Source organism: Pseudanabaena sp. FACHB-2040 (assembly GCF_014696715.1).
Lineage (GTDB): Bacteria > Cyanobacteriota > Cyanobacteriia > Phormidesmidales > Phormidesmidaceae > JACVSF01.
The window spans coordinates 1-26,840 of sequence record NZ_JACJQO010000007.1 but is presented as its reverse complement, the minus strand read 5'-3'; the positions used below and the strand labels follow the sequence as shown (position 1 = coordinate 26,840).

The following is a 26,840-nucleotide window of genomic DNA, read 5'->3' as shown; positions in this document are numbered from 1 at the left end:
GTTACACCTCCGTCTCACGGCTAATGAACTTAGTTTTGAAAGGCAGCTTGAAAGAAGCAAGACGCATCGCTTCCCGAGCCGTTGCTTCCGGCACACCCGAAATTTCAAAGATGATGCGACCCGGCTTAACGACAGCAACCCAGTACTCAGGGTTACCTTTACCCGAACCCATCCGGGTTTCGGCAGCACGCATGGTTACAGGCTTATCTGGAAACACCCGAATCCAAATTTTGCCACCCCGACGGATGTAGCGGGTCATGGCTCGACGGCCAGCTTCAATTTGACGTGCGGTCAGCCAACAGGGTTCTGTGGCTTGCAGCGCAAAATCACCGAAGCTCAGCGAACTACCTCGTTGGGCCATGCCCCGCATGCGGCCGCGCTGCTGTTTGCGAAATTTAGTTCGTCTAGGACTCAGCATGGATTAGCTACCAAGAATTGACTACAAACAGGAACAGAAATCAACGCAGCCGCTAAGACTCGTTAGAGCGATCTTCAAACTGCTGGCGACGACGAGGCTGACGACGACGGGGCTGAGCAGCGTTATTCGCAGGCTGCTCCTCTTGTCCGGGAATTACTTCACCTTTGAAGATCCAGACCTTGATCCCCAAAACGCCATAGGTTGTTTGAGCGGTTTGATAGGCGTAGTCGACATCCGCTCTCAGGGTGTGCAGCGGTACGCGGCCTTCACGAGTCCATTCGGTTCGGGCGATCTCAGCCCCGTTCAAACGACCGCTAACCTGAATCTTGATGCCTTCAACACCAGCCCGCTGAGCTCTCTGAATTGCCTGACGCACAACCCGCCGGAAGGAAACCCGCCGCTCCAGCTGCTGAACAATGTAGTCAGCCACTAGGGAAGCATCAGCATCTACCCGCGCCACTTCGACAACGTTGATACGAATCTGCCGATTTGGGTCTTTTAGAGCCTGTTGAAGGCCACCACGAAGAGATTCAATGCCAGTACCGCCCCGGCCTACGACGACACCCGGACGAGCCGTGCGGATCTCTAGATCAATTTGGTCGGCTTTGCGCTCAATCCGAATATCAGCGATGCCAGCATTGTTGAGATTCTTTTGGACATACTTACGGATCTTGTAATCTTCCTGAAGTAAGTCCTGATAGTGGTTGCCCTCAGCAAACCACCGTGAGCGGTGGTCTTGAATGACCCCCAAGCGAAAGCCAACTGGATTTATCTTTTGTCCCACGGTCTCCTTCCTCTGCAATCAAACTGCGTACTACTGGCTGACAAGGTCACTGGTTAAATCGCTTACTCTGTTTCAGGTGCCGGTGCAACAGCGATAGTAATGTGGCACGTCGGCTTTCGAATTTGATAGGCTCGTCCCTGAGCTCGAGGGCGGAACCGTTTTAAGGTTGGCCCTACATCGGCATACGCTTCACTAACGACTAAGCCCACCGGATCCATTCCGTTGTTGTGCTCAGCATTGGCAACAGCAGACCGTAAAACTTTAATAATGGGTTCACACGCACTGTAGGGCATGAACTCAAGCATGATCAGGGCATCTCGGTAGGTTCGACCGCGAATCTGATCAAGCACCCGGCGAACTTTGCGGGGTGACATTCGGACGTATCGGGCAACTGCCTTTACCTGGGCAGAGGTGTCAACAGCCATCGTTTCTTCCTCCTAATATCCCTATCGACCTATCGACGGGCTTTCTTATCGCTGCTCTTGGCATGCCCACGGAAAGTCCGGGTAGGGGCAAATTCACCAAGCTTGTGACCAACCATTTGCTCTGTTACATAGACAGGCACATGCTGACGACCGTTGTGAACGGCGATAGTGTGACCAATCATTTGAGGAAGGATGGTCGATGCCCTTGACCAGGTCTTAATGACCTGCTTATCCCCTTTGGAGTTGAGGACTTCGATTTTTTTTAGTAAGTGATCGGCCACAAAAGGGCCTTTTTTCAATGAGCGAGACATGACTTTGCCAACCTACCCAGTAATCCGACTATTTTTCAAAACGCAAGGCCAACCAGTATTGGTTAGGCGTTCCGTCCACCCCGACCGCGCTTGGAGACTCGACGACGGCGACGCACAATGAACTTGTCGCTGTCTTTCTTCTTCTTCCGAGTCTTATACCCCAGCGTGGGTTTACCCCAGGGAGTTACAGGGCCAGAACGACCAATAGGAGCGCGTCCCTCACCACCACCGTGGGGGTGGTCGACCGGGTTCATAACGCTGCCTCGAACTTCAGGGCGACGTCCTGACCACCGCTTGCGGCCTGCTTTACCTAGGCTGATATTGCGAACATCAGCATTTCCCACTTGACCAATGGTGGCATAGCACTCCCGACGCACCATACGAACTTCTGTAGAGGGAAGCTTGAGGGTGACGTAATCTCCCTCTTTAGCAACCACCTGAGCAGAAGAGCCCGCAGCTCGCACCATTTGCCCACCTTTGCCAGGAACCAGTTCCACGTTGTGAACCGTAGTTCCTAAAGGAATCTTGTAAAGTGGCAGCGCATTGCCAATCTCCAGAGGAGAATCTGGGCCAGCTACCACTGTTGCCCCAACGGCCAGAGTTGCTGGATGTAGGATGTAGCGCTTTTCGCCATCCTGGTAATAAAGCAGGGCAATCCGAGCGTTGCGGTTGGGGTCGTACTCGACCGCAGCCACTTTGGCAGGGATATTAAGCTTATTACGATGAAAGTCAATTACCCGGTACAGACGCTTGTGTCCACCACCGCGATGGCGGCAGGTAATCACGCCTCGGTTATTGCGCCCTTTAGGACGGTGAACAGAGCGGGTCAGGGATTTTTCCGGCTCATTGCGAGTAACCTCAGCGAACTCAGAAACAGTTCGCTCGCGGGTTCCCGGAGTATATGGCCGATAGGAACGGATGCCCATTGATCTAACCGTTGGCTATACTGCTGAAGAATTTCGAACGTCAAGAGACGAGCATAAGGCACTCCAAAGACTGGAGGGCTAGACGTCGGGAAAGAGGGTGATTGTGCTACCGGAAGCCAGAGTTACAACCGCGCGCTTGTACTGAGCCCGATGCCCCATAAAGCGACCCATACGACGCTTCTTACGAGGTGGCATGAGCGTGTTAACGCTAACGACTCTGACATCAAACAGTTCTTCGATAGCAGACTTAATCTGGGGCTTGGTTGCCTTAGGATCTACCTCAAAGGTGTACTGATTGTTTTCCAGGAGCAGAGTTGCTTTTTCGGTTACCAGAGGACGGCGAATAATGTCCGCCAAAGTTGGAATGTCAGAGAACTTAGTCACCGTAGACCTCCTGAATTTTCTGGAGTGCAGAGGATGTAACCAACAGACGGTCAGCGGTTAGCAGGTCGTGAATGTTGAGGTTTGAAGCCGAAATCATTCTCAGATTAGGCACGTTGCGAGCAGAGAGATAAACGTTTTCGTTTCGCTCTGACACAATCAGCAAGATCTTTGCGTCGACTGAAATACCCCACCGAGCGATCGCATTTAGCAGGTCTTTGGTTTTGGGCTGAGGCAGCTTATCACCAAAATCTTCAACCACTACCCAATCCTCAGACCGGCTGTAGAAGGCGGTTCTTAGGGCCAGCCGACGCTCCTTACGGTTCATGCTGACGCTGTAATCACGGGGCTTGGGGCCAAAGATAACCCCACCACCACGCCAGAGGGGAGAACGGTTAGAGCCTGCTCGAGCGCGACCCGTTCCTTTTTGCCGCCAAGGCTTGCGGCCCCCGCCACGGACTTCGGCCCGGGTTTTGGTGGAGGCATTTCCCTGACGGGCGTTGCCCAACTGACGCACTAGCGCCCGGTGAACAATGTGAGCAGCGTTTTCTTCACTAGCTACTTTTAACTCTAGGGAAGCTGTGCCCGTCTCTTGACCTTCCCAATCTTTTACGACACACTCGACCATTGACCTTTCCTGCTGCAACTACTGAGATTTGCGCTTTCAGCATGACTTATGGAGAAAGCGCTAGAAAGCTGACTTAGGCTTTTACCCACTTTGCGGGGACAATGCTGACAAGGCCACCGGGCTTGCCGGGGACAGCTCCCTTGACGAGCAGAAGATTACGCTCCGCATCGACTCGGACAATCTGCAGCTTGCGGATTGTCACGCGGCCACCACCCAGGCGACCTGCCATACGCTTGCCGGGATAGACTCGGCCAGGAGTAGTACCGGCTCCGGTCGAACCTGGCAAACGGTGATTTTTGGAACCGTGGGCCATCGGACCCCGTCTGAAGTTGTGACGCTTCTGATAGCCGGCAAAGCCGCGACCGATGCTAGCACCCACAACATCTACTAACTGCCCAGACTCAAACAGGTCTGCAGTAAGCGACTGTCCCAGTTCAAAACCATCCGTAGAGTCCACACGGTACTCCTGCAGGTGGCGTAGGGGTTCGCTACCGGCTTTGGCCAAGTGCCCTAATTCGGGCTTGGTCAGAGCTTTCTCACGAACACTCTTGAAGCCAACCTGGATGGCCGAGTAGCCATCTGTCTGAGATGTTTTGACTTGAGTCACTACGCAGGGTCCGGCCTGAATGACAGTCACAGGAACCGCATTACCCGCCTCATCAAAAACTTGGGTCATGCCCAACTTGGTGCCGAGAATACCGACTACCACAGCCTCGTCTCCATTACATGCCAACAACAGATGTGGGGTGCCCTATACGACAACTCTAAAAGTGCCGAACACTCAGACTAACGATGCACACGCACAAAGACTGCACAGGTTTTACTCAGCAACACGTGCTTTCAAAACCAGTGCGGTTATTGGCTAAATCACCAGTAAATCCAAGTGAAGTCAGCTTAACCTTGAGCAGAGAGTCGGCCCTTGATTGGGCAGGCCAACAGCTTCTATGCTGACTGATTCACCCAATCGCCTAGACTTGAACCGCAAGCAGTCCAGTATCCGTTTGGCGACAATTAAATATCATACACACATATAAGTATCGTGTCTACTGCCAGAGCCTTTTTATTTCGATCGGGAGACGGTGTTAGCTACTGCCTCCCGGAAGCGGCTCCTTGCTCACACCATCGCTCAGATAAATATTTTTAAGACTAGGAATGAGACTATAGAAGATAAAATGTGTGCACGCACATAAAACATAGTAGGACAGAGTGGGCAACTCTGAGAAGGGTGCTCAGGCGATATCATTTGTAATAAACATTGCTTGAGAGGACATTATGGCTTTGCTGGCAACGGGAAAATCCTTCATTCGGGATCTAGAAAGGGTCGGTGCGATCGCAGTCCGTGTACCCCTAGAAGGTGGATTTGAGGGACGTTACCAGCGTCGCCTGCGAGCCACTGGCTATGAATCGATGAATATGACGGCTCGGGGCCTAGGCGATTTGGCTGCCTACCTCACTGAAGTACATGGGGTGCGTCCGCCCCACCTGGGTAAAAAGACGATTGGGCAGCAGGCAGCTGTAGGCTTCACGTACTTTGTGCCGCCAATTTTGAACTATCGCCTGGAAGCTCTACCCGTTAAATCTAAGGGCTTGGTTGTCTGGATGATTGAAGGGCACGTTCTCTCCCAGCAGGAACTGGCTTATCTAGTCAATCTGCCCAGCATAGAACCTAGAGTTCGCATTGTTTTAGAGGTTGGCGGTAGTCGGGAATTTAAGTGGGAACCCTTGAGTGGTCTGCTGCAAAGCGCCTGATTTCATAAGTTTAGACTAGGCATTTCAGCCAAACTTGTCTGCTAGGGACTGAGGTTTCTAGCAGATGCACAGGCAGGCTGCTCGTCATTTCTGCCGATTGTCACTAGCATAAAGGAGTGACTATTCCGCGTTCACCTCTCACATCGCTACAAGAGGGACACTGGTTCAAGCTTATTTGCGGGGCCAGCTATCACCACCTGCCTGTTATTCGCAATTTAGCGCTGGCGTACACCTTGGCAGGCGCAGACTGCATCGATTTAGCGGCCGATCCAGCTATTGTTGCTGCGGCTCGCTCAGGCGTACAGGCGGCCCGTCGGGTTGCTAGCGCCCTTGCCACAACGACTTTCCGGCCTCGCCTCTTAGCCGATGGTCCTTGGTTAATGGTGAGCCTCAACGATGGTGAAGACCCCCATTTTCGCAAAGCGGCCTTTGATCCAGCACGCTGTCCGACAGATTGCAGCCGTCCCTGTGAGCGGGTTTGTCCAGCCCAAGCTATTGTGTTCTCGCAACACGAGGGTCAATCAGGGGTGATCGACAGCCGCTGCTATGGCTGTGGCCGCTGCCTGCCCGTTTGTCCAATCGAGCAGATCTACGCTCGTTCCTACGTATCTACGCCAGCTGCGATCGCACCCCAAATATTTCCTGCTGTTGATGCAGTCGAAATTCATACTCAAGTTGGTCGCGAGCAAGAGTTTCAACGGTTGTGGCAGGCAATTAAACCAGAGACTAAGCACCTCAAGCTGATTGCCATTAGCTGTCCTGATGGAGAGGGGGTGATTGAATATCTTTGGCGGCTTTGGGCTATTGTCAGTCCTTTGTCTCTGCCGTTAATCTGGCAAACTGACGGACGGCCCATGAGTGGCGATATCGGCGAAGGTGCAACTGCAGCCGCTGTTCGTTTTGGCGAAAAAGTTTTACAGGCAGGATTACCTGGCTATGTTCAGTTAGCCGGAGGAACTAACAGCTCTACGGTGCAAAAGCTCAGGGCCCTTAGGCTGCTCAACAATGCTGTTCACCCATCTGCCCAAGCTGAATTAACACACCGTCCGGCTGCCGTTGCGGGCATTGCCTACGGCAGCTACGCCCGCAAACTACTCTCGCCCATTCTAGAAATGCTTGACGCTCAAGAATCTAAGCTGGCGACTCGGCAACCTGAAACAGCAGCGTTGGGGCGTCTCCCTGGCCTGGCTCTCTCGCAAGCTTCATCTGACAAGCCCAATTTGCTCTCTTCGTTCTCACCGCCAGAAGCAATAGATTCAAAAGCAATAGACTTAGAAGTAATGGACTCAAACGCAGTGTATTTAGAAGATGCCCCCGAACTACTTTTGGCTGCAGTTCGAGCAGCGGCAGATTTAGTCTACCCGCTCAAAGGCTCTAGTCCATTTCCTGAAGACTTTTCTCCCAGTTCTGGCGGTGCACTGTTAGCCCTGCCGTCTTGACGCTTGCTCAACCTGCTTTTTTGATGACTGTACCTCCCCTTTATGGTCAACCCCAATCGCGAACCGGTTTCACCGACCAGCCCTTCGACTGAAAGTTCCCTTTCCAGTCCCCAAGCGATGCCCCAAGATCTTTTAGTTACGGACGATCTGGCCCAACTGTTGGCCATTCTACCCAGCGCTATTCGAACCAGTTTAGAGAACCATCCCCAACGCAGTCAGCTAGTGGAGGTTGTCTTAGATCTGGGTCGGCGACCTGAGGCCCGATTTCCAGGTCAAGCCGAGTATCTGTCTGAAGAGCCTGTTTCCCAGTCTGATCTGCAGCACTGTATTGAGGGAGTTGGGCTGTTTGGGGGAGATAACCGGGCCGGTATCGAAAAAACCCTGCACCGGATCAGCGCTATGCGCAATCGCTCAGGCGAGATTATTGGTCTCACCTGCCGGGTTGGTAGAGCGGTCATGGGCACTATCGGTCTGATTCGAGACCTAGTAGAAACCGGCAAGTCTATCTTGATGCTGGGTCGTCCAGGCGTCGGCAAAACCACAGCCCTGCGGGAAATTGCTCGAGTACTGGCTGACGACTTGCAAAAGCGGGTCGTTATCATTGACACTTCTAATGAAATCGCTGGTGATGGCGATATTCCTCACCCCGCTATTGGCCGCGCTCGCCGTATGCAGGTGGCCCGTCCGGAGCAGCAGCATCAGGTGATGATTGAGGCGGTAGAAAACCATATGCCAGAAGTCATCGTCATTGATGAGATCGGGACAGAACTGGAGGCACTGGCCGCCCGCACCATTGCAGAGCGGGGAGTACAGCTGGTAGGGACAGCTCACGGAAACCGGTTAGAAAACCTGATTAAGAACCCTACACTGTCGGACTTAATTGGCGGCATTCAGTCTGTCACACTCGGGGATGATGAAGCCCGTCGACGAGGCAGCCAAAAAAGCGTTTTAGAGCGAAAAGCCCCTCCTACGTTCGACATTGCCGTGGAGATGTTAGAGCGGCAGCGCTGGATTGTCCATGAGGATGTATCAGACATCGTTGATTATCTCCTACGAGGCCGTCAACCTACGCTGCAGGTTAGAGCAACCGACAGTCAGGGCAAGGTAACGATCACCCACGAACTGCCAACTCCTGGCACTCCTAGCGCAGCTACCCGCTCGGGCTCAGGTTGGCGTGCTTCTGGACAGATGCGTCCTCCACTTCAGGCCGTTCCATCGGCTACTCAGCCCTTGATCAGCTCACAGGCCCCGCTTACGCTGCCCGAGCACAGACAGTTTCAGGAATTGTTGGACTATCCGGGTGGCGCTCCTAACGCCTTACCGGTTTTAGATGCCAACTATGGGGAAGAACCCCTGCTGGGCGAAAATGGAGAAGACATTGTCAAGGTCTACCCCTATGGCATTAGTCGGCATCAGCTTGATCATGTCGTTCGCACCCTCTCACTGCCAATTTATTTGACTAAAGATTTGGAAAACGCAGACGCTATCTTGGCATTGCGATCGCACATCAAAAACCACACCAAGCTGCGACAGTTCGCTAAAAGGCACCAGATCCCAATCTATGCCGTGAAGGCCAACAGCATTCCTCAGATTACTCGTTCCCTGCAGCACCTGCTGGATTTAGATGACAGTTCTACCGCCGTCAATCTCGAGCTTTTTGCCCAAAGCGGCAACGATGACGAGATAGAAGCCTTAGAAGAAGCAAGACTGGCAGTCGAACAAATTGTCATCCCTAAAGGTCAACCCGTAGAGCTGCTGCCCCGCTCTGCCCGTATCCGTAAAATGCAGCACGAGTTGGCTGAACACTATCGGCTGAAGTCCTTAAGCTTTGGCGAAGAGCCCAATCGCCGACTGCGGATATACCCAGCCTAAGGAACGCCGTTGAACGGTAAAATCGCCCAGCCCTTCCCCGTGAATGGTCTACTAAATCCACTTTCTGGGGGAGTTGGGCCGATTCACACCTCAAGATAATAAGATGAACACAGCGCGGATGGTATAAGAAGCTTCACGAAGCAGCCCCATTCGAAAAATCCCTATCTATCTTGAAGTTTATGAAAACCCTGATCGCTCGTCTGTTTGCAGTGCTGCTGGTAGCCGTCATTGGGCTGACTGGCTGTAGCACCGGTACCAGCGGTAAACTGACCGGCGACTACCGGCAGGACACGCTGATGGTCATCACCAGCCTTCGAACCGCCATCGAACTTCCTAGCGAAGATCCCGCAAAAGCTCCAGCTCAGTCTGAAGCCAAAGATCTAATCAATGATTTTGCCTCCCGCTATCGGCGAGACCCCGCTGTAGGCAACCTCAGTTCCTTCACGACCATGCGCACAGCGCTCAATGCAATCGCTGGTCACTATAGTTCCTACCCCAATCGCCCCCTCCCCGAAAAGCTGAAGAAGCGCGTTGAACAAGAGTTTAAGCAAGTAGAATCAGCCCTGAGGCGAGAAGCCTAACGGAAACTGGCATTGAGGCTAAATCAGCCCATTCTTCATTTGCTGCGGCAATTAATTGCCGCAGCAAATCAGCTTTAAAGGGAAGTTGTCTAGCTCCTGTTAACACATCGGACTCTTATCTACACCCGCTGTCAGAAAAACATTTGACTAAGCTAGGATAAGTTTGCTAGCATAGCAATTCTGTAGTACTGAGAGTGTGAGCTGGACATGAAAGTCCGTGCGTCTGTTCGCAGAATCTGCGAAAAGTGTCGTGTGATCCGCCGCCGTGGCAGGGTCATGGTGATTTGCAGCAACCCTAAGCACAAACAGCGCCAAGGGTAATCAAATAAACGACAAATGGATCCACTTGTGGAAATCCATTTTAAGGGAATAAACCCGCACCGTCGGTACAGATTAGTATTTTCGGTCGTCAAATTGAAATTCAGGCAGCGTTAGGGGAGAAAGTGTAGGTGGCACGGATATCTGGTGTTGATCTTCCGCGTGAAAAGCGCGTAGAGATTGGCCTGACATATATTTACGGAATCGGTCTGACCCGATCCAAAGAAATTCTGCAGAAATCGGGTGTCAACCCTGACATCCGGGTGCGGGATTTGAGCGACGAAGACGTTGCCAAGCTGCGAGACACCGTTGAGAGTGACTATCAGGTTGAAGGTGATCTCAGACGACTTGAGAGCATCAACATCAAGCGTCTGATGGACATTGGTTCCTACCGGGGGCGTCGCCACCGGGCAGGACTGCCGGTCCGGGGGCAGCGCACCCGAACCAACGCCCGCACCCGACGGGGTACTCGGCGAACTGTTGCTGGCAAAAAGAAGGCTGCTAAGAAGTAGCCTGTTGGTAAGTCATGCTTTCCCTGCAGTGCCAATGTTTGGGAGCTCGCAGGGCTGTCAGTTCGCATTTCTACCAAGCTTTTCTTGTTTCTCAGATTTGGATCTTCTGAGGTTGAGCTCCAGGTAAGTTCGCCGCCGGTACAACCTTTTCTAATTAAGTTAAATAGTCTGAAGTCATGGCAAAACCAACCAAGAAATCGGGTCCCCGCAAGCAAAAGAAAAATGTTCCCAGTGGGGTTGCCCACATTCAGTCCACCTTCAACAACACAATCGTTACCATCACCGATCAGAGCGGGGAAACCATTTCCTGGGCTTCAGCGGGTTCTAGCGGATTCAAGGGAGCCAAAAAGGGAACTCCTTTTGCCGCTCAAACAGCAGCTGATGGAGCTGCCCGTCGAGCAATTGACCAGGGTATGCGTCAAATCGAGGTCATGGTAAGCGGCCCCGGAGCCGGTCGCGAGACTGCTATTAGGGCTTTGCAGGGGGCTGGCCTAGAAATTACCCTCATCCGTGACGTGACTCCCATTCCTCACAACGGGTGCCGTCCGCCCAAGCGTCGGAGAGTCTAGCACTGGGTTCGATTCCTCAAAGTTGCACAGCGGAGAAGGGAGATCAGGTCGTGGCACAGTTCCATGTAGAATGCGTTGAGTCGATTATTGAAGACGATCAGGGTCAATACGGTCGCTTCATCATTGAGCCTTTGGAACGAAGCCAGGGCATCACAGTAGGCAATGCGCTAAGACGAGTCCTGTTGTCAAACCTGGAAGGGGTTGCCATTACAGCGGTTCGCATTGCCGGCGCGACCCATGAGTTTTCAACTATTCCAGGCGTTCGGGAAGATGTTCTCGACATCTTGCTGAACATGAAAGAGATCGTGCTGCGGAGCTACTCCAATCAACCTCAGATTGGACGTTTGCTGGTTCAAGGCCCTACTAAAATTACTGCCGCTCATTTTGAGTTGCCGTCTGAAGTAGAAGTCGTTAACCCCGACCAGTACGTAGCCACGATTGCCGACGGTCATACATTGGAGATGGAATTTCGGATCGAGCGAGGACAGGGATATCGAGCTGTCGAGCGCAGCAAAGATGATGCCACTGCCCTCGACTTCATGCAGATTGACTCCGTCTTTATGCCGGTGCGGAAAGTTAACTACACGGTTGAAGATGTAATCGTAGCCGGTTCTTTGCAGAAAGATCGCCTGGCTATGGACATTTGGACCAATGGTAGTCTGTCTCCACAGCAGGCTATGAGCCAAGCAGCTGCTATTTTGGTGGATTTGTTCAATCCGCTGAAGGATGTGACGCTTGAGCCGAAGCCCGAGGAAGACATTAAGGACGAAGACCCCAGCAATCAGATCCCGATTGAGGAACTGCACCTGTCTGTGCGGGCCTACAACTGCCTGAAGCGGGCACAGATCAACTCTGTAGCCGATTTGCTCGACTACACGCAGGAAGATCTGCTCGAAATAAAGAACTTTGGTCAGAAGTCTGCTGAAGAGGTCATTGAAGCTCTTCAGGAACGGTTGGGCATCACCCTGCCGTTTGAGAAATCGGCCAAATCCTCCTAGGCGCTCAAACTCCTTGGCCAACCAAGGAGACGCCTCCCGAAGCTCAGTAGGCTTCGGTTTTTTTCTGTCTAATTGTTGTTACCTCTGGTTAAGTGTCATGCGTCATGGTTGCCGTGTACATAAACTTGGAAAGCCAGCAGACCAGCGTAAGGCTCTGCTTCGAGCGCTAACTACCGAACTAATTCGTCACGGTCGAATTACAACGACCAAGGCCCGCGCCAAAGCGGTTCGAGAAGAAGCTGATCGGATGATTACGCTAGCGAAAGATGGTTCGTTAGCGTCTCGCCGTCGAGCTATGGGCTATATCTACGACAAGCAGCTGGTACATGCCCTGTTTGATCAAGCTCCGACCCGCTATGCTACGCGAGAGGGGGGTTATACCCGTATTCTTCGCACCATCAGACGGCGGGGTGATAACTCGGAAATGGCCATCATTGAATTGACCTAGTGCCTGTTTAAAGCAGCCAGCAAACTCCCTCATGTCCCAGACGTTGCCTTCAATCCAAGCTGCCACAGCTAACCTCGCCGATTCTGCTAAGAATCAGCGAGTTGCGCTTGTGGTGCAGTACGTAGGTACTCGTTTTCATGGATGGCAGCGTCAGGCTAGCGATCGCACCGTACAGGGTGAAATAGAAGCCACCCTGGAGGCAGTCTTGGGGCATCCCGTGAGTATCCATGGGGCCGGACGAACGGATGCAGGGGTTCATGCCGCTGCTCAAGTAGCCCACTTCATGGCTCCCGCGCTGATTCCTGCCCATCGCTGGGCAGATATCTTAAACAGCCGTCTTCCTAGCGATGTCCTGATCCGGGCAGCAGCCCAGGTACCCGACGATTGGCACGCTCAATTCTCAGCTTGCTGGCGGCGTTACCGCTATACCCTCTATACCGATCCTTGCCCCAACCTATTTTTGCGGCCCTTTGTTTGGCATTACTACTACGAGCCTATTGATACCCAGCAGGTGCAGCGAGCTCTAGACCCGCTGGTGGGATACCATGATCTAACAGCCTTTCATCGCTCCCGCTCAGGCCGTTCTCACTCTTGGGTAGACGTTCAGGCAGCAGAATGTAGTAGGCAAGGCGCTTTCGTGACTGTTGAGCTACAGGCCAACGGGTTTTTATACGGCATGGTGCGGCTGATTATGGGTTTGCTGGTGCAGGTTGGCAAGGGGCAGCTGTCTGTAGACGGTTTTACAGCGCTCTGGAAGAATCGCCAGCGAGATCAGGTAAAGTATTCTGCCCCTGCCCAGGGCCTATGTCTGCTACGAGTGGGATATGAGGTGTTTCCCTTCGCGCCGGACATTTGGTTTGATACTCAACCGCTGTTCTGCCTAAATACGCCTGTTGGCTACGCTGCTGTGTAACTTCAATCTGTGTCCCTATCACTAAGCTCTGCCACTAAAAGGTTTTCCGAGTTTCCGCCAATACCCCGAGATTTGCTATGACTACTAAAACATACGTACCCACCCAAAAAGACATTGAACATCAGTGGTATGTCGTTGATGCCGCCGATCAGCGGCTAGGCCGACTTGCCAGCGAAATCGCTAAGGTGTTAAGAGGCAAGAACAAGCCAATCTACACCCCTAACACTGATACTGGTGATTTTGTTATTGTCGTCAATGCCGACAAGCTGGTTGTCACTGGCCGCAAGCAAGATCAAAAGCTTTATCGTCGTCACTCTGGGCGGCCCGGTGGGATGAAGGTAGAAACCTTTGCTCAGCTACAAAACCGTTTACCAGAGAGAATTCTGGAGCAAGCGGTTCGCGGCATGTTGCCGAAAAACGCCCTGGGACGCAAGCTGTTCACCAAGCTGAAAGTTTACGCAGGAGCAGAACATCCCCACCAGGCCCAAAACCCTCAAAATCTTGTGATTAATACTATTCCAGAAGGAGATAAGTAATGCAGGCAACCGATCAGACTGATCGCGTCGTGTACTGGGGCACCGGGCGTCGTAAGACGGCAATTGCTCGAGTTCGTTTAGTGCCCGGTAATGGCCAAATCAAGATCAACGGCAAACCAGGAGATCTGCACCTCCAGTTCAATCCCGGCTACCTCTCAGCAACTAAGGCTCCCCTTGAGGCCCTGGGTCTTGAGAGTGAATATGACATTCTGGTTAACGTTCGGGGTGGTGGTTTGACCGGTCAGGCCGATGCTATTCGCCTTGGGGTTGCTCGGGCACTATGCCAGCTTGATCCTGACAATCGTAAGCCGCTCAAGATTGAGGGTTACCTAACCCGTGATCCCCGTAGTAAGGAACGGAAGAAGTACGGCTTGAAAAAAGCCCGGAAAGCGCCTCAGTTCTCCAAGCGTTAAACCGTTGGGAATTGGCGAACCAGTTTTCAGACGCCTTACCTGTCTGTACTCTATCTTTCTTTGGCGTTAGCTCAGTCGATCTAACCCTTGGGACATGATGCGGTTGGCAGGTGAAAAAACTAAGATTGAAGTAAGGCAAACAGCTTTTTGTTACGAGGGCAATTATGGCTAAGTCAGAGATTCATCCTACTTGGTACCCCGAAGCCAAGGTGTACTGTGATGGTAAAGAGATCATGACGGTGGGCTCTACCAAGCCAGAGCTCCACGTTGATATTTGGTCTGGCAACCACCCGTTTTACACGGGTACCCAGAAGATTATCGACACCGAAGGTCGGGTTGAGCGGTTCCTTAGGAAATACGGCATGGTTGATACTTCTCAGGCTCCTAAGGAAGACGAGAAGGAATAGTTTGCTGTTAAAGTTCCCTAGGGTTTCCTAGGGGATTTTTCTAGTTTTGGGGTTTCTGTAATCACAATTGCGGACTGACAGTATGGCTGAAGGGTATCTTCTTGAAAAACTCAATTCAGTCGAGCAGACGTTTCAGGAACTGACCCGTCGTCTAGCTGATCCGGATGTCGCTAGAGATCCGGATGAGTTCCAACGCATCGCCAAAGCTCGCTCCTCTCTTGAAGAAACTGTCACAACTTACGAGCAGTGGAAGGAGACGAGGGAAGAACTGGGTGGGGCTCGTGAGGTTTACAAGGATGCCAGTGGCGATCCTGAGCTGCGCCAGATGGCGGCAATGGAAGTGGAAGCTTTGCAGGAGCAGCTCAATCAGCTAGAAGATCGGCTGAAAATTTTGCTGCTGCCCCGAGATCCCAACGATGACAAGAACATCATGCTGGAAATTAGGGCAGGTACTGGCGGAGACGAGGCCAGTATTTGGGCTGGAGATCTGGTGCGGATGTATTCGCGCTATGCTGAAGGCCAAAATTGGCGAGTCAAGCTGCTTAGTGAATCGACCGCTGACATGGGTGGTTTCAAAGAAGCCATTCTAGAGATTCAGGGCAACCAAGTTTATAGCAAGCTCAAATTTGAAGCGGGCGTACATCGAGTTCAGCGAGTACCCGTCACTGAGGCTGGAGGTCGGGTTCATACCTCTACGGCCACCGTGGCAGTGATGCCTGAAGTAGATGATGTGGAAGTTGAGATTGACGCTAAGGATATTGAGCTGACGACGGCTCGTTCGGGCGGGGCAGGCGGTCAAAACGTCAACAAGGTGGAGACGGCCGTGGATTTGTTCCATAAGCCGACCGGAATTCGAATTTTCTGTACGGAAGAACGGTCCCAGCTGCAGAACCGGGAACGGGCAATGCAAATTCTGCGGGCTAAGCTCTATGAGCTAAAGCTCCGGGAACAGCAGGAGGCGGTAACCTCCATGCGACGCTCTCAGGTAGGCACAGGCGCACGTTCTGAGAAAATTCGAACCTATAACTACAAAGACAACCGTATAACGGACCATCGCCTGAATCACAACTACACTCTGACACCGGTTCTGGAAGGCGACTTAGAAGAAATTATCCAGTCCTGCATTTCTCAGGACCAGCAGGAACAGCTGGAAGAGTTAGCTGCAGAATCAGCGACGGTTTAAGGGTTTGAAAATCCTTACAAAGCAAACATTTCGAGGCCCTGGCTATACTAAATAGCCAGGGCACTTTTACGTTGATAGCGCGATCGCAACCCCTCCTATGGCGAAGTTTCTCCACATTGCAGATATCCATCTGGGCTTTGATCGCTATGACAGCCGAGAGCGCACCCGAGATTTTTTTCTAGCCTTGCAGGATGTGCTGCAGCGCTATGCCGTGGAAGAGCGGGTGGACTTTGTGCTGATTGCTGGGGACTTATTTGAGCACCGCAACATCCAGCCCGCCACTCTAAACCAGGCTCAGCTTTGCCTGCAGGATCTTCAGAAAGCAGGTATTCCAGTTTTGGCGATTGAGGGCAACCACGATAACCGCCCCTACGGTACCCGCACTAGCTGGCTTAAATACTTATCTGAGTGGGGACTGTTGAAGCTGTTGGAACCTGGGGATGTGGCGGCAGGAGAACCTTTTTATTTCCCTTGGGACGACAATACCCGCCGGGGAGGCTATGTAGATTTGGCTTGTGGAGTGCGGGTGGTTGGAGCCAACTGGTATGGCGCAGCGGCCCCCAAAGCCATTGAGCAAATTGCAACTGCTATTGAGGCGCTGCCGCCAGGGCCAGAGCATACTGTCTTAATGTTTCATCACGGACTAGAGGGGCAAATTGCGCGATACTCTGGCGCGCTCAGGTACTCAGATTTGTTGCCGCTAAAAATGGTAGGCGTGGACTATCTAGCTCTAGGCCACATTCACAAGCAATATAGTGTTGAGAATTGGGTTTTTAATCCAGGCTCCTTAGCAGCCAACAACATTGAGGAGGCGAGCTTTCAACGCGGAGCCTACTGCGTAGAAATCGATGATCAGGGCGTCCAGGCCGACCTCAAAACCGACTATTACCAGCGGCCTGTAGTGCGGTTGAGCCTGACTTTGCGGGGTCAGGAAAGTCAGGAAGACCTGATTGAGGCCGCCGAAAAAACCGTGCAAGCTGCGATCGCAACCGGAGATCTAGATCCGACTGCTGGTCCTATCGTAGAGCTGCGGATTGAGGGTCAGGTAGGCTTTGACCGCCTGGATCTCGATATCCGGCAGCTGCAGGCAACGTTACAGCAGCAAAGCGGCGCGTTAATATTTCTGCTGAAGTACAACGTTGAAGCGGTTGCTTACAGCACCCCAGTTTCTGAGCTATCTAACCGCATGCAGATTGAAGAAACTATTTTTACTGATCTGCTAGCAGCCCATCGAGATTACAAAGGCCGCTGTACGACCTTGGCAAAAGGGCTAATGGATCTCAAAGATCGGCAACTTACTGGGGCTGTAGAACCTGACCTCTACCAATTTATCCAAGCGATGCTAGAAGATTCGCCAGGGAAGGCATAGAAGCAGCTTACAGGCTGAAATTTCCAAAATGTGACGTATCCGGAAATTTCCAGGGAAAGTTTGGGTAGATGCGATCGCATCATAAAAGCTCCCGTGTACCCTATTACTGCAGCAGAGTAGGTTGATCGCTTTATGGCCGAGTCTTTTGAGCCACGTTCTGAATCTTTGCAGCCTGCCGAGCCCTTGCCGTCAGCAGAGGAACTGCTGCAAACCGGGCTGCAGGCTATTAAGACCAAGGATTATTCAGCCGCCATTGCAGCCCTCACCGCACTGCAGCAGGCCAACGCTTCGCCCTCGTACCACCTGCAGGCCCAGATGGGCTTGATTCGTGCTTACCGGCATCTGGGAGAGCAGCAGACCGCAGCAGACCTCTGTCGCCCTCTGACTTCACACCGCAACCCACAGGTTCAGGAATGGGCTCGTCGGACACTGGCAACCCTACAGACCAGCTCATCTGATTCAGCCACTCCACCAACAGTTGTCAACGATAGGATTGCTGATCCATCAACAGCAGCCCCTGAGGTCGGTCCATTAGCTGCCGATCTTAGCGGCTTTACTCCAATTTCTTCCAAACCCTCCACCTCCGGCTCGATTTCCTCCCCTCCGGTTCTGGCTTCATCGGCCCCTGAAACCTCACACCTCACTACAGCGTCAGAGGATCAAGCCAGCTCATCTGCCGCCGCTCGCATGAATGACTCTCAAATCTCACCTCTCAATCCCTCTGATAACGATTCTCCAACCGCTTCCCTATTTCACTACCAGCAGTTAAACAGTAACGATACTGGCCCCGAGCCACCAAACAGGCTCAGTTCGAGTTCTCCTTCGCTAGAGCCGCCCCAGGAGACAATACCGCTAGCCTCTGAATTCGTTGAGCCGACTGAGGGGGTTGCCTCAGGAACTGTTGGTACCAGCACTGGCGTCAGATCGCTGCCGCCCCTGCCACTCCTCAAGCTATGGTTCGTTATAGGACTAACCTTTGTAGCGCTGCTGTGGGTTGTGAATGCCGTTTTAGTCAGCTCACTGGGCCTGATCAGCAGCCTGTCTCGAAGGCTTTACCAGCTGACGCCACAGGCTCCCCTCATTTCCTTCCAAGATAGCTATGCCGTTGCTGTTGGCGTTTTTCTGATCGCGCTGCTGCTGGCTAGTCCCTGGGTAATGGACTTTTTGCTCAGGCGGCTTTACCGGCAGACACCGCTTTCACCCCGACAGTTCAAAGCCAACTACCCAGAAGCCTTAAGAACGGTCAGACAGACCTGCTTGCGGTGGGGTTGGACGCTGCCAGAACTGCAGCTGCTGCCAACGGAGGCCCCGCTCTGCTTCAGCTATGGCTGGCTGCCTAGCAATATGCGGATTGTTGTGAGCCAAGGCCTAATTGATCAGATGGAGGACTCAGAGTTGGCGACTTTGTACGCCTATGAACTGGGTCACATGAGATGTTGGGATTTGCCGGTCATGTCTGGCCTAGGCACTCTCTTATTTCTGGTTTATCAAGGCTATTGGCAGACTGCCCAGTGGGGCGACCGCCAAAGACAGCCATTTTTGCGCGCGCTGCTTGGGCTTTTTGCGTCCCTCTGCTATGCGCTTTTTTGGCTGCTGCGAAAGGTCGGCCTCTGGCTATCTCGGCTGCGTAGCCTGTATTGCGATCGCACCGCCGTAGAGCTGACCCATAATCCAGCAGGCTATAGCCAAAGTCTGCTCAAATTAACCCAAGGCATTGCTACCCATATCGAGCAGCAGGGCTATACTCCCGCCCTGCTAGAAAGCTTGGACTTGCTGACCCCACTCAGTCACCAGCTAGCGCTCAGTCCCGGTAGCTGCTTAAGCTCAACCAACTTAGCTTCCTTGACTGCCTGGGACCGGCAAAACCCCTATCGTCAGTGGCTATCCTGGAATATTCCCCAAGCTTTACTAGGAGAACGGTTAGCCGCCCTAGAACAGGCCGGAGCGTCCTTAGGTTTACTACCCGCCGACGCCGCATCAACCCGAATCCAGATTGGGAGTAAGCCGACGGGGGGCCAGTACTTACCTACCCTGCTAGCTCAGGGAGCGCCTTTGGTTGGGCTACTGATCGGGCTGATTGTGGCTATGTTTCTATGGTTTTTGGGCGGGGTCATGGAGGCTTTTGATGGCTGGTTTCTCAGCTGGCTTTACCGGGACGTCAGCGTTCTAAAGGGAATCGCCTTTCTAGGTTTGGGTATTGGCCTCATGCTGCCCGTCAACCGCCTGTTCCCAGATATCCGGTCGGGAAATGTCCTAACCAACCCCAGCTTAGAAAATTTGCTGAAAAACCCGCTAGCACTGCCCACAGACAGCCAGCCTGTTCAGCTTCAGGGCACCCTAATTGGGCGCAGAGGCATCGCTAACTGGCTCTGTCAAGACGTCATGCTAAAGACTTCGTCTGGCCTAGTGCGTCTGCACATTCTGAGTACGCTTGGCCCGATTGGTAACTTCTTCTCTCCAATAACCCATCCAACCACCTGGCGCGATCGCACAGGAGGCGTCATCGGGTGGGTTCGTCGAGGAGCGACTCTGTGGGTAGACGTGGATCGACTCCAGCAATCGGGAAAAATCCTGCAGATTGCCAATCATCCTCTCTGGGCAACTCTCTTAAGCCTTGCATGCTGCGCTTGGGGAGTTTATATCCTCTTTAGAGGCTACTGAAGTAGAGGGTATAGCCTGATATTGCCCAAGACCATTGTCTTGGTAAAGAAATATTGCAACATTTTCGCCAGAAGTGTTACATTAGTTTACAGAGTTCCAGTAAGCCTAATCTGGCTGCTCTTTTGGGCGGCTGAGCTACCCTGCTTTGCAGGTTATAGGTATCAGGTTCTCCTACTCTCAACACAGCAAATTGACCAGCCGCTTGACGGCTGGTTTTATCTTAAAGATTTTGAATATTTCCTTGGAAAAAAGAGGCTCAGGCTACCCCCACTTCAGATACCGTGTTACCTTAATTAATGGTCTGAGTATGCGAAACCTTCCTACTTAAAGTAGATTACCGTCTTCAAGCGCAGGGATTAGTCTACAGATAGGGAATAAACGCAGCACGATTCGAGGGCGTAATTCGAGAGTGAATTTAATCCTTCGCAAAAGAGTGTCAAGAGCCTTGAGAAGAAAATCTCGAAAAATGGCCTTATCAAGATAGTTTGAGAATAGGCTTGAAGAGTATCAATTCATCATTCATGCTGCTAATGCTTTTTGCTACACTCCACAGTTTTTTGGGCTAATCTCACGTTAAACCCCTAAAGAATATTTTTATTCCCTTGATATGACTTCTGTGGAAGCTTGTGGGCAAAGCGTTTAGGAAATCATAAAAAAGCATCTTTATGTTTAGCTGAGAGAGTTAGAGGTATCTAAATGTCAATTCGTCTATATGTAGGCAATCTCCCCAAGGAACTTGAGCGTGAAGAGTTAGAAGCTCTTTTTTCAGAACACTCTGAAGATTTGGTGTCAGTCAAGCTGATTGCTGACAAAAAAACGGGCAAGTGCCGGGGCTTTGGATTTGTCACGGTCAAAACTGACGAAAAAGCAGATGAGCTAGTCGAGCAGTTTAATGGCTATGAGCTCAGCGATGCTGTACTTAAGGTTGAGAAGGCGCTGCCTCGCAGCAAGAGTAAGCCTGAAGGAGCTCCCGAAGCTTCTGAAACCAGCAGTCCTCGTCGTCGCACCACTACCGCTCCTAGTGGTGGCGGCAAGGGAGGCGGAGGCGCGCGGAAGAGCCCTGCAGCGGTAGGTGATTCAACCGCAGCCGCTCAACCCGATCCCCGTTGGGCTGGCGAACTGGAGAAACTAAAACAGCTTCTAGCGACTCAAACGACGTCTTCGTAAGTTTCTTTACTAGAAGCATTCGTAGAAGACAGCTCACGTGAGCACAAAAAAGGATTTAGCAAAGTTGCTAAATCCTTTTTTGTGCTCACGTTTTTTTAGGAGGAGAAAACCCCCTAAAAAACTCGGGCCTTAAGTAAAGCTTCGGGCAAGCAAGACAGCTTACGCAAAGAGGGAACATAAGCCCGCTGATTAAAGACATCGTATTGATTCTCTTCGATCACGTCTAGAATTTTGCGGTAGAGCATCAAGGCAGCCCACACTGGCCAGCGAGCATCAGGGCTGAGTACACTAATTCCCCTTTCTGCCTCTGCATAAAATTTGCGGGCTCGCTGGATTTGGAACTGCATTAGCGATCGCCAGCGGTCGTCAATCACACCCCGCATTAAGTCGTCTTCGCTGTACCGAAAGAGAGCTAGATCTTCAAGCGGCAGATAAATTCGGCCCCGGCGAGCGTCTTCTCCAACATCGCGCAAAATGTTAGTCAACTGATTGGCAATGCCCAGTGCAATAGCCTCCTGGATTGGATTAGGTGAAGCATCTTTAGGATGCCAGGGAGCTGTATGCTGCTGCGTGTCGATGCCCATGACAGTAGTCGACATGAGACCGACCGTACCCGCTACCCGGTAGCAGTAAAGCTCTAGCTCCTCAAAAGTCTCGTAACGGGAGCGATACAAGTCCATCCGTTGGCCTGCAATCATGTCCCGGAATGGCTGAATCTCTAGGGGAAACTGCTCAAGCGTATCGACTATCGCCACATCAGCATCGTCTTGAGGATTGCCCCCAAACAAGGACTCTAGATGGGCCTCCCACCGATCCAGGGTGGCTTCATTGGTGTATTGAGCCTGGGGACCATCCACCAGTTCATCAGTCCGGCGACACCAGACGTAGATGGCCCAGATTGCTCGTCGTTTAAGCGGCGACATGAGCAAGGTACCCATGTAAAAAGTCTTTGAGTACTTTGCCGTAATTTGGCGGCAAAGCTCATAAGAATCTTCGACAGAAGCCAGGGGTTTTGCAGGGGGAGAGTCAGACAATTGCAGCATCAATGACCAGGTTGGAGAATCTAGGATGTCCTAAACAGACAGCAGGTTCACTGGCGAAAGACGATAGCTAGAACCCAGAGAGTTAAGCAAATCATCACGTGTATGCAAGTGTTGCCCATCCAAGATTACACCTAATCAATGTTGCTCTTGCGACAGCAACCCTCACAACCTGGCCAGAACCGTTAGGCAGGCACTTCCTGCAGAGGTAGTTGGGGCGTTTCATCGACTCTTGGTATCTTACTTTCGGCAATCGCTTGCGCAGCAAGTTTACCAGAGAGAACGGCCCCTTCCATGCTGCCTAGGTAGCGCTGCATTGTGTAGCTGCCTGCTAAGAAGAAGTTGGCCACGGGTGTCGCCTGGGTGGGGCGACTAGCCTGCCGTCCTGGAGCAGCTGTGTAGACAGAGCGAGGGGTTTTGACGACCTTCGACTTGAGTAATTTAGCAGGATTCTCGCCCTGGAAGTGCTGCGGAAAGAGCCTCTCCAGTTCCTTCATAGTGGCATCTAGAATCTCTGACTCCGATTTATCAATCCAGTCTTTTGCGGGTGCAAGCACCAGTTCTAGCATGGAGCGATCGGCGCTGGCGTATTCCTTGCAGGTGTTGCTCATGTCGGCATACACGCTTAGCAGCGACGACCGTGAAAACAGCAGCTGATCGATGTCGGTCAGCTTGCGATCAAACCACAGATGCAGGTTGATCACAGGCACGCCCTCTAGGTTCTCTAGCTTCTGGAAAAACTCGTCTTTCTTCCAGAGGTCTGGCATTAAAACCTTGACCACGTCTACTGACATTGCCGATACATAGGCATCTGCGGTCACAACTTCGTCAGCTGCACCGTCTAGACCCCGCATCATAAATCCTTTAACTGAACCGTCTTCGTGCAGAAGAATTTGCTTCAGCGGCTTCTTGAGGTGAACTTCGCCACCTCGCTCAGTGACGTAGTCGACAATAGGCTGACACAGACGTTCTGTAGGAGAGCCATCGAGGAAGGCGATCTTGGAGCCGTAGCGCTCCTGCAGAAAGCGGTTTAGAGCGGTAAGGGGAACTGTGGCCGAGACGTCTTCCGGATTGATGAAGGTCAGAGCTTTGGAAGCAGCGATGAAGATATCTGAATTGACCCGCTCATCAATACCCTGAAGGCGGAGCCAGTCTAGCAGCGAGTACTGATCCATCGTTTCGACGTACTGCTGTCCCCGAACAATAGCAGGCAGCAGGCCTACAGCGAAGCGAATCTTTTGCTCCCAGGTCAACATGTCATTGTTCCGCAGGATGGACATGATGACGTTGAAAGGGGATGGGATGTCAGGCACGTCAAAGCGTGACAACACTCCTGGTTTGTCTGGTTGGTTAAAAATCAGCGTGTGCTCTTTCCACTGCAGCCGATCTTCAATTCCCAGCTCTTTGAAGAGTTGAAGCATGTTGGGATAGGCACCAAAAAAGACATGCAGGCCGGTTTCATACCAGTCTCCATCTTGATCTTTCCAGGCAGCCACCAACCCTCCTAAAACGTCCCGGCTCTCCAGGACAACAGGCGTGTGGCCTGCATCAACTAAGTATTTTGCACAGGCTAGCCCAGCCAGACCTGCACCTGCGATCGCAACTCGCATGACTCGCCCAACCCCTTAATTGCTGAACAGCTTCATCAAAATTCCACGTTCCAACAATTATATGTTGCAATCCGTTACATTTGCCTCATTATTTATTTCGGTTCTGCCAAAGACCCTAAATCCATCTCCGCTTTCCCAGCCTGTGCCAGAAAAGCTGTGACCTAGAAGCCTCAGGGAACGTCGCAGCGCACCTGGTAAAGCAGTAGAATAATGGATTCTGGAAGTGGCTAGCGACTCAGTACGCTGCGCAGTTAAGTGGGTCTGAGTCAGCTTGCGTCTAACTGCGTTTGGCTAGCCCACGATATTACCGCGATTGCTAGGGGCCATAGTTGTGACTAAGACTAATTCTGACTTTTTAGCTCAATCGGATCCGCTAGTTGCTGATATTTTGCACCGCGAACTGCAGCGCCAGCAGGATCACCTAGAACTGATTGCCAGCGAAAACTTCACCTCTCCTGCGGTGATGGCAGCTCAGGGCTCAGTCCTCACCAACAAATACGCAGAAGGCCTACCCGGAAAGCGCTATTACGGGGGGTGCGAATTTGTTGATCAGGCAGAACAACTGGCTATTGATCGCGCCAAAGAACTCTTTGGCGCTGCCCATGCCAATGTTCAACCTCACTCAGGCGCACAGGCCAACTTTGCCGTCTTTCTCGCCCTGCTCCAGCCCGGAGACACGATCATGGGCATGGATCTCTCCCACGGAGGTCACTTAACCCACGGTTCCCCAGTCAACGTCTCTGGCAAGTGGTTCAACGTCCAGCACTACGGCGTTAACCGTGAAACAGAGCAGCTAGACTTCGACGAAATTCGAGAGCTGGCCCTGCAGCATCGTCCTAAACTGCTGATCTGTGGCTATTCAGCCTACTCACGCACAATTCACTTTGACCGGTTTAGGCAAATTGCAGACGAAGTAGGCGCTTACCTGCTGGCTGATATTGCCCACATTGCGGGATTAGTGGCCACAGGCCATCATCCCAATCCGCTGCCCTACTGCGATGTGGTGACCACCACCACGCACAAAACGCTGCGCGGACCCCGAGGCGGTTTGATTTTGACTCGTGATGCTGAGCTGGGCAAAAAGTTCGACAAAGCTGTCTTCCCCGGCAACCAAGGTGGCCCTCTAGAGCATGTCATTGCCGCTAAGGCTGTGGCCTTTGGAGAAGCCCTCAAGCCAGACTTCAAAACCTACTCTGCCCAGGTAATTGAGAACGCTAAAGCGCTGGCGGCTCAGCTTCAGGTGCGGGGCTGCAAGGTGGTTTCGGGCGGCACTGACAATCACCTGGTGCTGGTTGATTTGCGCTCCATTGGCCTCACCGGCAAACGGGCCGATCAGCTAGTCAGTGAGGTCAACATTACCGCTAACAAAAATACGGTGCCGTTTGATCCGGAGTCGCCTTTTGTCACCAGCGGTTTGCGGTTGGGTTCACCAGCTATGACCACGCGCGGGTTGGGCACCAGCGACTTTACTGAAATTGCCGACATTATTGCCGAGCGTCTGCTGTCTCCAGAAGATGAGGGAGTGGCACAAACCTGCCGTCAGCGAGTGGCAGCGCTCTGCCAACAGTTTCCCCTTTATCCCCACCTAGGCGGTTTAGTGCCCGCAATGGTTTAGCGCAAATTCTGATCAGGATTTAGGTTCAAGGTCCTTGTAAAGGATTAGGACCTCACAAACTCCATGGGATTGAACAGGAGATTTAAGCCGAGTGCTTAAGAATCTGTGATAATCTGCATGGAGTTTTTGTAGTAACATCCATTGGGATTTTTTGGCAGCCTGAAAAAAATAGCTTTTCAGGTCGTCAGGAAGCGATTGGCCCTGTCAAAGCAAGTTCGCTAGATCGGCTTTGATACATCAATCCTCAATCCTCTCCTGAAATACCAGCTTGACTGATGCCCAAAACCCTCCATTTGCCATGGGAGTCCTGATGCCATCTCATCTCTATCATTTCCTCGCCTTTGTCGTTTCAGCAATAGTGGTGCTCTCTAGTACACCCATTGTGAGACGAATCGGGTTGAGGAGTGGACGAGTCGATTTACCGGGAGGCCGCAAGGTACACAACAAGCCAATGGTGCGGCTGGGAGGCGTGTCGATTTTTCTGGGCACGCTGACTGCACTAATGATAGTTTGGGCCACGGGCGGCTTCATTGATGCCACCGGCCAGCATTTGGCTCCGCCGGAGGAATTTGCCATTTGGGGCGTCACCATTGGGGGGTTGGCCTTTTTTCTAATCGGCCTAATGGATGACCTATTTGGCCTGTCTCCGTTTAGTCGTCTCTTTATGCAGGCGGCGGTGGCTGCGATCGCATGGCACGTCGGGGTCAGCATCGATTTTCTAACGATTCCCTTCTATGGCCTGGTTTCATTGCCGGTCTGGGTCAGCCTGCCCGTCACAATTGTCTGGCTGGTCGGCATGGCCAACGCCATCAACTGGATCGATGGACTAGATGGACTGGCCGCAGGCGTTTCTGGCATTGCTGCCATCATCATGCTGGTAGCGACTCTGTTTATGAATCAGCCTGCTGCGGCCCTGATTGCTGCAGCCCTAGCTGGCGGCGCTTTGGGCTTTTTGCGCTACAACTTCAACCCAGCCCAAATTTTCATGGGTGATGGGGGGGCCTACTTTATGGGCTTTACCTTAGCGGGGGTAGGCATTATTGGCCTGGTTAAGAGCGTCACCACGGCGGCTGTTTTTTTGCCTTACCTGATCCTGGCAGTGCCAATTTTGGATATGTCAGCGGTTATTTTTGACCGCATACGCTGCGGGGCCTCTCCCTTTGTAGCTGACAAGCGGCACCTGCATCACCGCCTGCTTCAGGCCGGGCTATCCCACCGGGTGACGGTTCTCTTCATCTACGTGCTGACGCTGTGGGTGGGCAGTCTGGCTCTGGCGTTTTCTGGCATGCCCAGCGGCGTAGCCTATGCTCTAGGGGCAACGGTATTGCTGAGCTACACCGGCTGGCGCGTCAAACAACACTCCCGTTAGAATCCCTGGCTCAAAATTCCTGGCTCAGTAGGGATATTGATAGGGCTGGAGAAACTGCGTCGCCCGGTACACATGAAAGACCTCTGTCTCGGCCCCGCCTCGGGTAATGGGAATAGCGGCGATCTCTTCTATTGCTGCAAAGTTTTCCCGGTAGCTGTCGGTGATTTCAGGCTGCTCATGGAACCGCTCCAGGGTCAT

General features: G+C 52.4%; 29 protein-coding genes. 19 read left to right on the top strand and 10 right to left on the bottom strand.

The features are described 5' to 3' along the window. Position 1: 1 nt before the first annotated feature. From rplP to rplC, 8 genes are all read right to left on the bottom strand, one after another. Positions 2–418, bottom strand: a complete 417-nt coding sequence (rplP, locus tag H6G13_RS11050) for a 50S ribosomal protein L16 (RefSeq protein WP_190483274.1) — start codon at positions 416–418, stop codon at positions 2–4. Between the two features lie 52 nt (positions 419–470). After that, the gene (rpsC, locus tag H6G13_RS11045) at positions 471–1,202 is read right to left on the bottom strand and encodes a 30S ribosomal protein S3 (protein ID WP_190483273.1); all 732 of its coding nucleotides are present in this window, start codon (positions 1,200–1,202) and stop codon (positions 471–473) included. A gap of 62 nt (positions 1,203–1,264) precedes the next feature. Further along, complete coding sequence (gene rplV, locus H6G13_RS11040; protein WP_190483272.1) at positions 1,265–1,627, bottom strand: 50S ribosomal protein L22; 363 nt, start codon at positions 1,625–1,627, stop codon at positions 1,265–1,267. A gap of 29 nt (positions 1,628–1,656) precedes the next feature. Continuing rightward, positions 1,657–1,938 carry a 30S ribosomal protein S19 gene (gene rpsS, locus H6G13_RS11035; protein WP_190483271.1) on the bottom strand — a complete coding sequence of 94 codons (282 nt, stop codon included), beginning with the start codon at positions 1,936–1,938 and terminating at the stop codon, positions 1,657–1,659. Positions 1,939–2,000: 62 nt separating this feature from the next. After that, positions 2,001–2,864, bottom strand: a complete 864-nt coding sequence (gene rplB / locus H6G13_RS11030) for a 50S ribosomal protein L2 (RefSeq protein WP_190483270.1) — start codon at positions 2,862–2,864, stop codon at positions 2,001–2,003. Between the two features lie 78 nt (positions 2,865–2,942). Beyond that, positions 2,943–3,248, bottom strand: coding sequence for a 50S ribosomal protein L23 (locus tag H6G13_RS11025; RefSeq protein WP_190483269.1), 306 nt, complete (start codon positions 3,246–3,248; stop codon positions 2,943–2,945). After that, on the bottom strand, positions 3,241–3,873 hold the full coding sequence (rplD, locus tag H6G13_RS11020) for a 50S ribosomal protein L4 (RefSeq protein WP_190483268.1): 633 nt from the start codon (positions 3,871–3,873) through the stop codon (positions 3,241–3,243). Before rplD ends, H6G13_RS11025 begins: the two co-directional genes overlap by 8 nt. A gap of 73 nt (positions 3,874–3,946) precedes the next feature. Next, entirely contained in the window at positions 3,947–4,582 is a 636-nt protein-coding gene (rplC, locus tag H6G13_RS11015; RefSeq protein ID WP_190483267.1) for a 50S ribosomal protein L3, read from the bottom strand. A gap of 563 nt (positions 4,583–5,145) precedes the next feature. On the opposite strand from rplC, the gene H6G13_RS11010 reads away from it, so the two are divergent. The 17 genes from H6G13_RS11010 (at position 5,146) to H6G13_RS10930 (ending at position 21,008) form a co-directional block, all read left to right on the top strand. Continuing rightward, a complete protein-coding gene (locus H6G13_RS11010) occupies positions 5,146–5,622 on the top strand; it encodes an NAD(P)H-quinone oxidoreductase subunit N (protein ID WP_190483266.1) in 477 nt (158 codons plus the stop codon). 116 nt (positions 5,623–5,738) lie between these two features. Continuing rightward, complete coding sequence (locus H6G13_RS11005) at positions 5,739–7,061, top strand: LdpA C-terminal domain-containing domain (RefSeq protein ID WP_190483265.1); 1,323 nt, start codon at positions 5,739–5,741, stop codon at positions 7,059–7,061. A gap of 117 nt (positions 7,062–7,178) precedes the next feature. After that, the gene (locus tag H6G13_RS11000) at positions 7,179–8,933 is read left to right on the top strand and encodes a R3H domain-containing nucleic acid-binding protein (RefSeq protein WP_242028272.1); all 1,755 of its coding nucleotides are present in this window, start codon (positions 7,179–7,181) and stop codon (positions 8,931–8,933) included. A gap of 179 nt (positions 8,934–9,112) precedes the next feature. Next, positions 9,113–9,514, top strand: coding sequence for a photosystem II protein Psb27 (gene psb27, locus H6G13_RS10995; protein ID WP_190483263.1), 402 nt, complete (start codon positions 9,113–9,115; stop codon positions 9,512–9,514). Positions 9,515–9,721: 207 nt separating this feature from the next. Next, entirely contained in the window at positions 9,722–9,835 is a 114-nt protein-coding gene (rpmJ, locus tag H6G13_RS10990) for a 50S ribosomal protein L36 (RefSeq protein ID WP_190342481.1), read from the top strand. A 128-nt stretch (positions 9,836–9,963) separates the two neighbouring features. Beyond that, positions 9,964–10,344, top strand: a complete 381-nt coding sequence (rpsM, locus tag H6G13_RS10985) for a 30S ribosomal protein S13 (RefSeq protein WP_190483262.1) — start codon at positions 9,964–9,966, stop codon at positions 10,342–10,344. Positions 10,345–10,520: 176 nt separating this feature from the next. Next, positions 10,521–10,913: a 30S ribosomal protein S11 gene (gene rpsK, locus H6G13_RS10980; RefSeq protein WP_190483261.1), complete on the top strand. Its 393-nt coding sequence runs from the start codon at positions 10,521–10,523 to the stop codon at positions 10,911–10,913. Positions 10,914–10,963: 50 nt separating this feature from the next. Continuing rightward, the gene (locus H6G13_RS10975; RefSeq protein ID WP_190483260.1) at positions 10,964–11,911 is read left to right on the top strand and encodes a DNA-directed RNA polymerase subunit alpha; all 948 of its coding nucleotides are present in this window, start codon (positions 10,964–10,966) and stop codon (positions 11,909–11,911) included. A 97-nt stretch (positions 11,912–12,008) separates the two neighbouring features. Then, positions 12,009–12,359: a 50S ribosomal protein L17 gene (rplQ, locus tag H6G13_RS10970; RefSeq protein WP_190483259.1), complete on the top strand. Its 351-nt coding sequence runs from the start codon at positions 12,009–12,011 to the stop codon at positions 12,357–12,359. 31 nt (positions 12,360–12,390) lie between these two features. Beyond that, positions 12,391–13,272: a tRNA pseudouridine(38-40) synthase TruA gene (gene truA / locus H6G13_RS10965; protein WP_190483258.1), complete on the top strand. Its 882-nt coding sequence runs from the start codon at positions 12,391–12,393 to the stop codon at positions 13,270–13,272. A 77-nt stretch (positions 13,273–13,349) separates the two neighbouring features. Beyond that, positions 13,350–13,808, top strand: a complete 459-nt coding sequence (gene rplM / locus H6G13_RS10960) for a 50S ribosomal protein L13 (protein ID WP_190483257.1) — start codon at positions 13,350–13,352, stop codon at positions 13,806–13,808. Continuing rightward, positions 13,808–14,221: a 30S ribosomal protein S9 gene (gene rpsI, locus H6G13_RS10955; protein ID WP_190483256.1), complete on the top strand. Its 414-nt coding sequence runs from the start codon at positions 13,808–13,810 to the stop codon at positions 14,219–14,221. Before rplM ends, rpsI begins: the two co-directional genes overlap by 1 nt. Before the next feature lie 164 nt (positions 14,222–14,385). Continuing rightward, complete coding sequence (gene rpmE, locus H6G13_RS10950; protein WP_190483255.1) at positions 14,386–14,628, top strand: 50S ribosomal protein L31; 243 nt, start codon at positions 14,386–14,388, stop codon at positions 14,626–14,628. Between the two features lie 82 nt (positions 14,629–14,710). After that, on the top strand, positions 14,711–15,811 hold the full coding sequence (gene prfA / locus H6G13_RS10945) for a peptide chain release factor 1 (RefSeq protein WP_190483254.1): 1,101 nt from the start codon (positions 14,711–14,713) through the stop codon (positions 15,809–15,811). Between the two features lie 97 nt (positions 15,812–15,908). Further along, the gene (locus H6G13_RS10940) at positions 15,909–17,180 is read left to right on the top strand and encodes an exonuclease SbcCD subunit D (protein WP_190483253.1); all 1,272 of its coding nucleotides are present in this window, start codon (positions 15,909–15,911) and stop codon (positions 17,178–17,180) included. 132 nt (positions 17,181–17,312) lie between these two features. Continuing rightward, positions 17,313–19,841 carry a M48 family metalloprotease gene (locus H6G13_RS10935; protein WP_190483252.1) on the top strand — a complete coding sequence of 843 codons (2,529 nt, stop codon included), beginning with the start codon at positions 17,313–17,315 and terminating at the stop codon, positions 19,839–19,841. Positions 19,842–20,537: 696 nt separating this feature from the next. Then, entirely contained in the window at positions 20,538–21,008 is a 471-nt protein-coding gene (locus tag H6G13_RS10930) for an RNA-binding protein (protein ID WP_190483251.1), read from the top strand. Positions 21,009–21,121: 113 nt separating this feature from the next. On the opposite strand, the gene crtB is transcribed toward H6G13_RS10930, so the two are convergent. Beyond that, entirely contained in the window at positions 21,122–22,051 is a 930-nt protein-coding gene (gene crtB, locus H6G13_RS10925) for a 15-cis-phytoene synthase CrtB (protein ID WP_190483250.1), read from the bottom strand. Positions 22,052–22,233: 182 nt separating this feature from the next. Next, positions 22,234–23,658: a 15-cis-phytoene desaturase gene (gene pds, locus H6G13_RS10920; protein WP_190483249.1), complete on the bottom strand. Its 1,425-nt coding sequence runs from the start codon at positions 23,656–23,658 to the stop codon at positions 22,234–22,236. A gap of 331 nt (positions 23,659–23,989) precedes the next feature. On the opposite strand from pds, the gene glyA reads away from it, so the two are divergent. Continuing rightward, positions 23,990–25,273, top strand: a complete 1,284-nt coding sequence (gene glyA / locus H6G13_RS10915) for a serine hydroxymethyltransferase (protein ID WP_190483248.1) — start codon at positions 23,990–23,992, stop codon at positions 25,271–25,273. A gap of 310 nt (positions 25,274–25,583) precedes the next feature. Further along, the gene (locus H6G13_RS10910) at positions 25,584–26,642 is read left to right on the top strand and encodes an MraY family glycosyltransferase (protein ID WP_190483373.1); all 1,059 of its coding nucleotides are present in this window, start codon (positions 25,584–25,586) and stop codon (positions 26,640–26,642) included. Positions 26,643–26,840 lie beyond the last annotated feature (198 nt).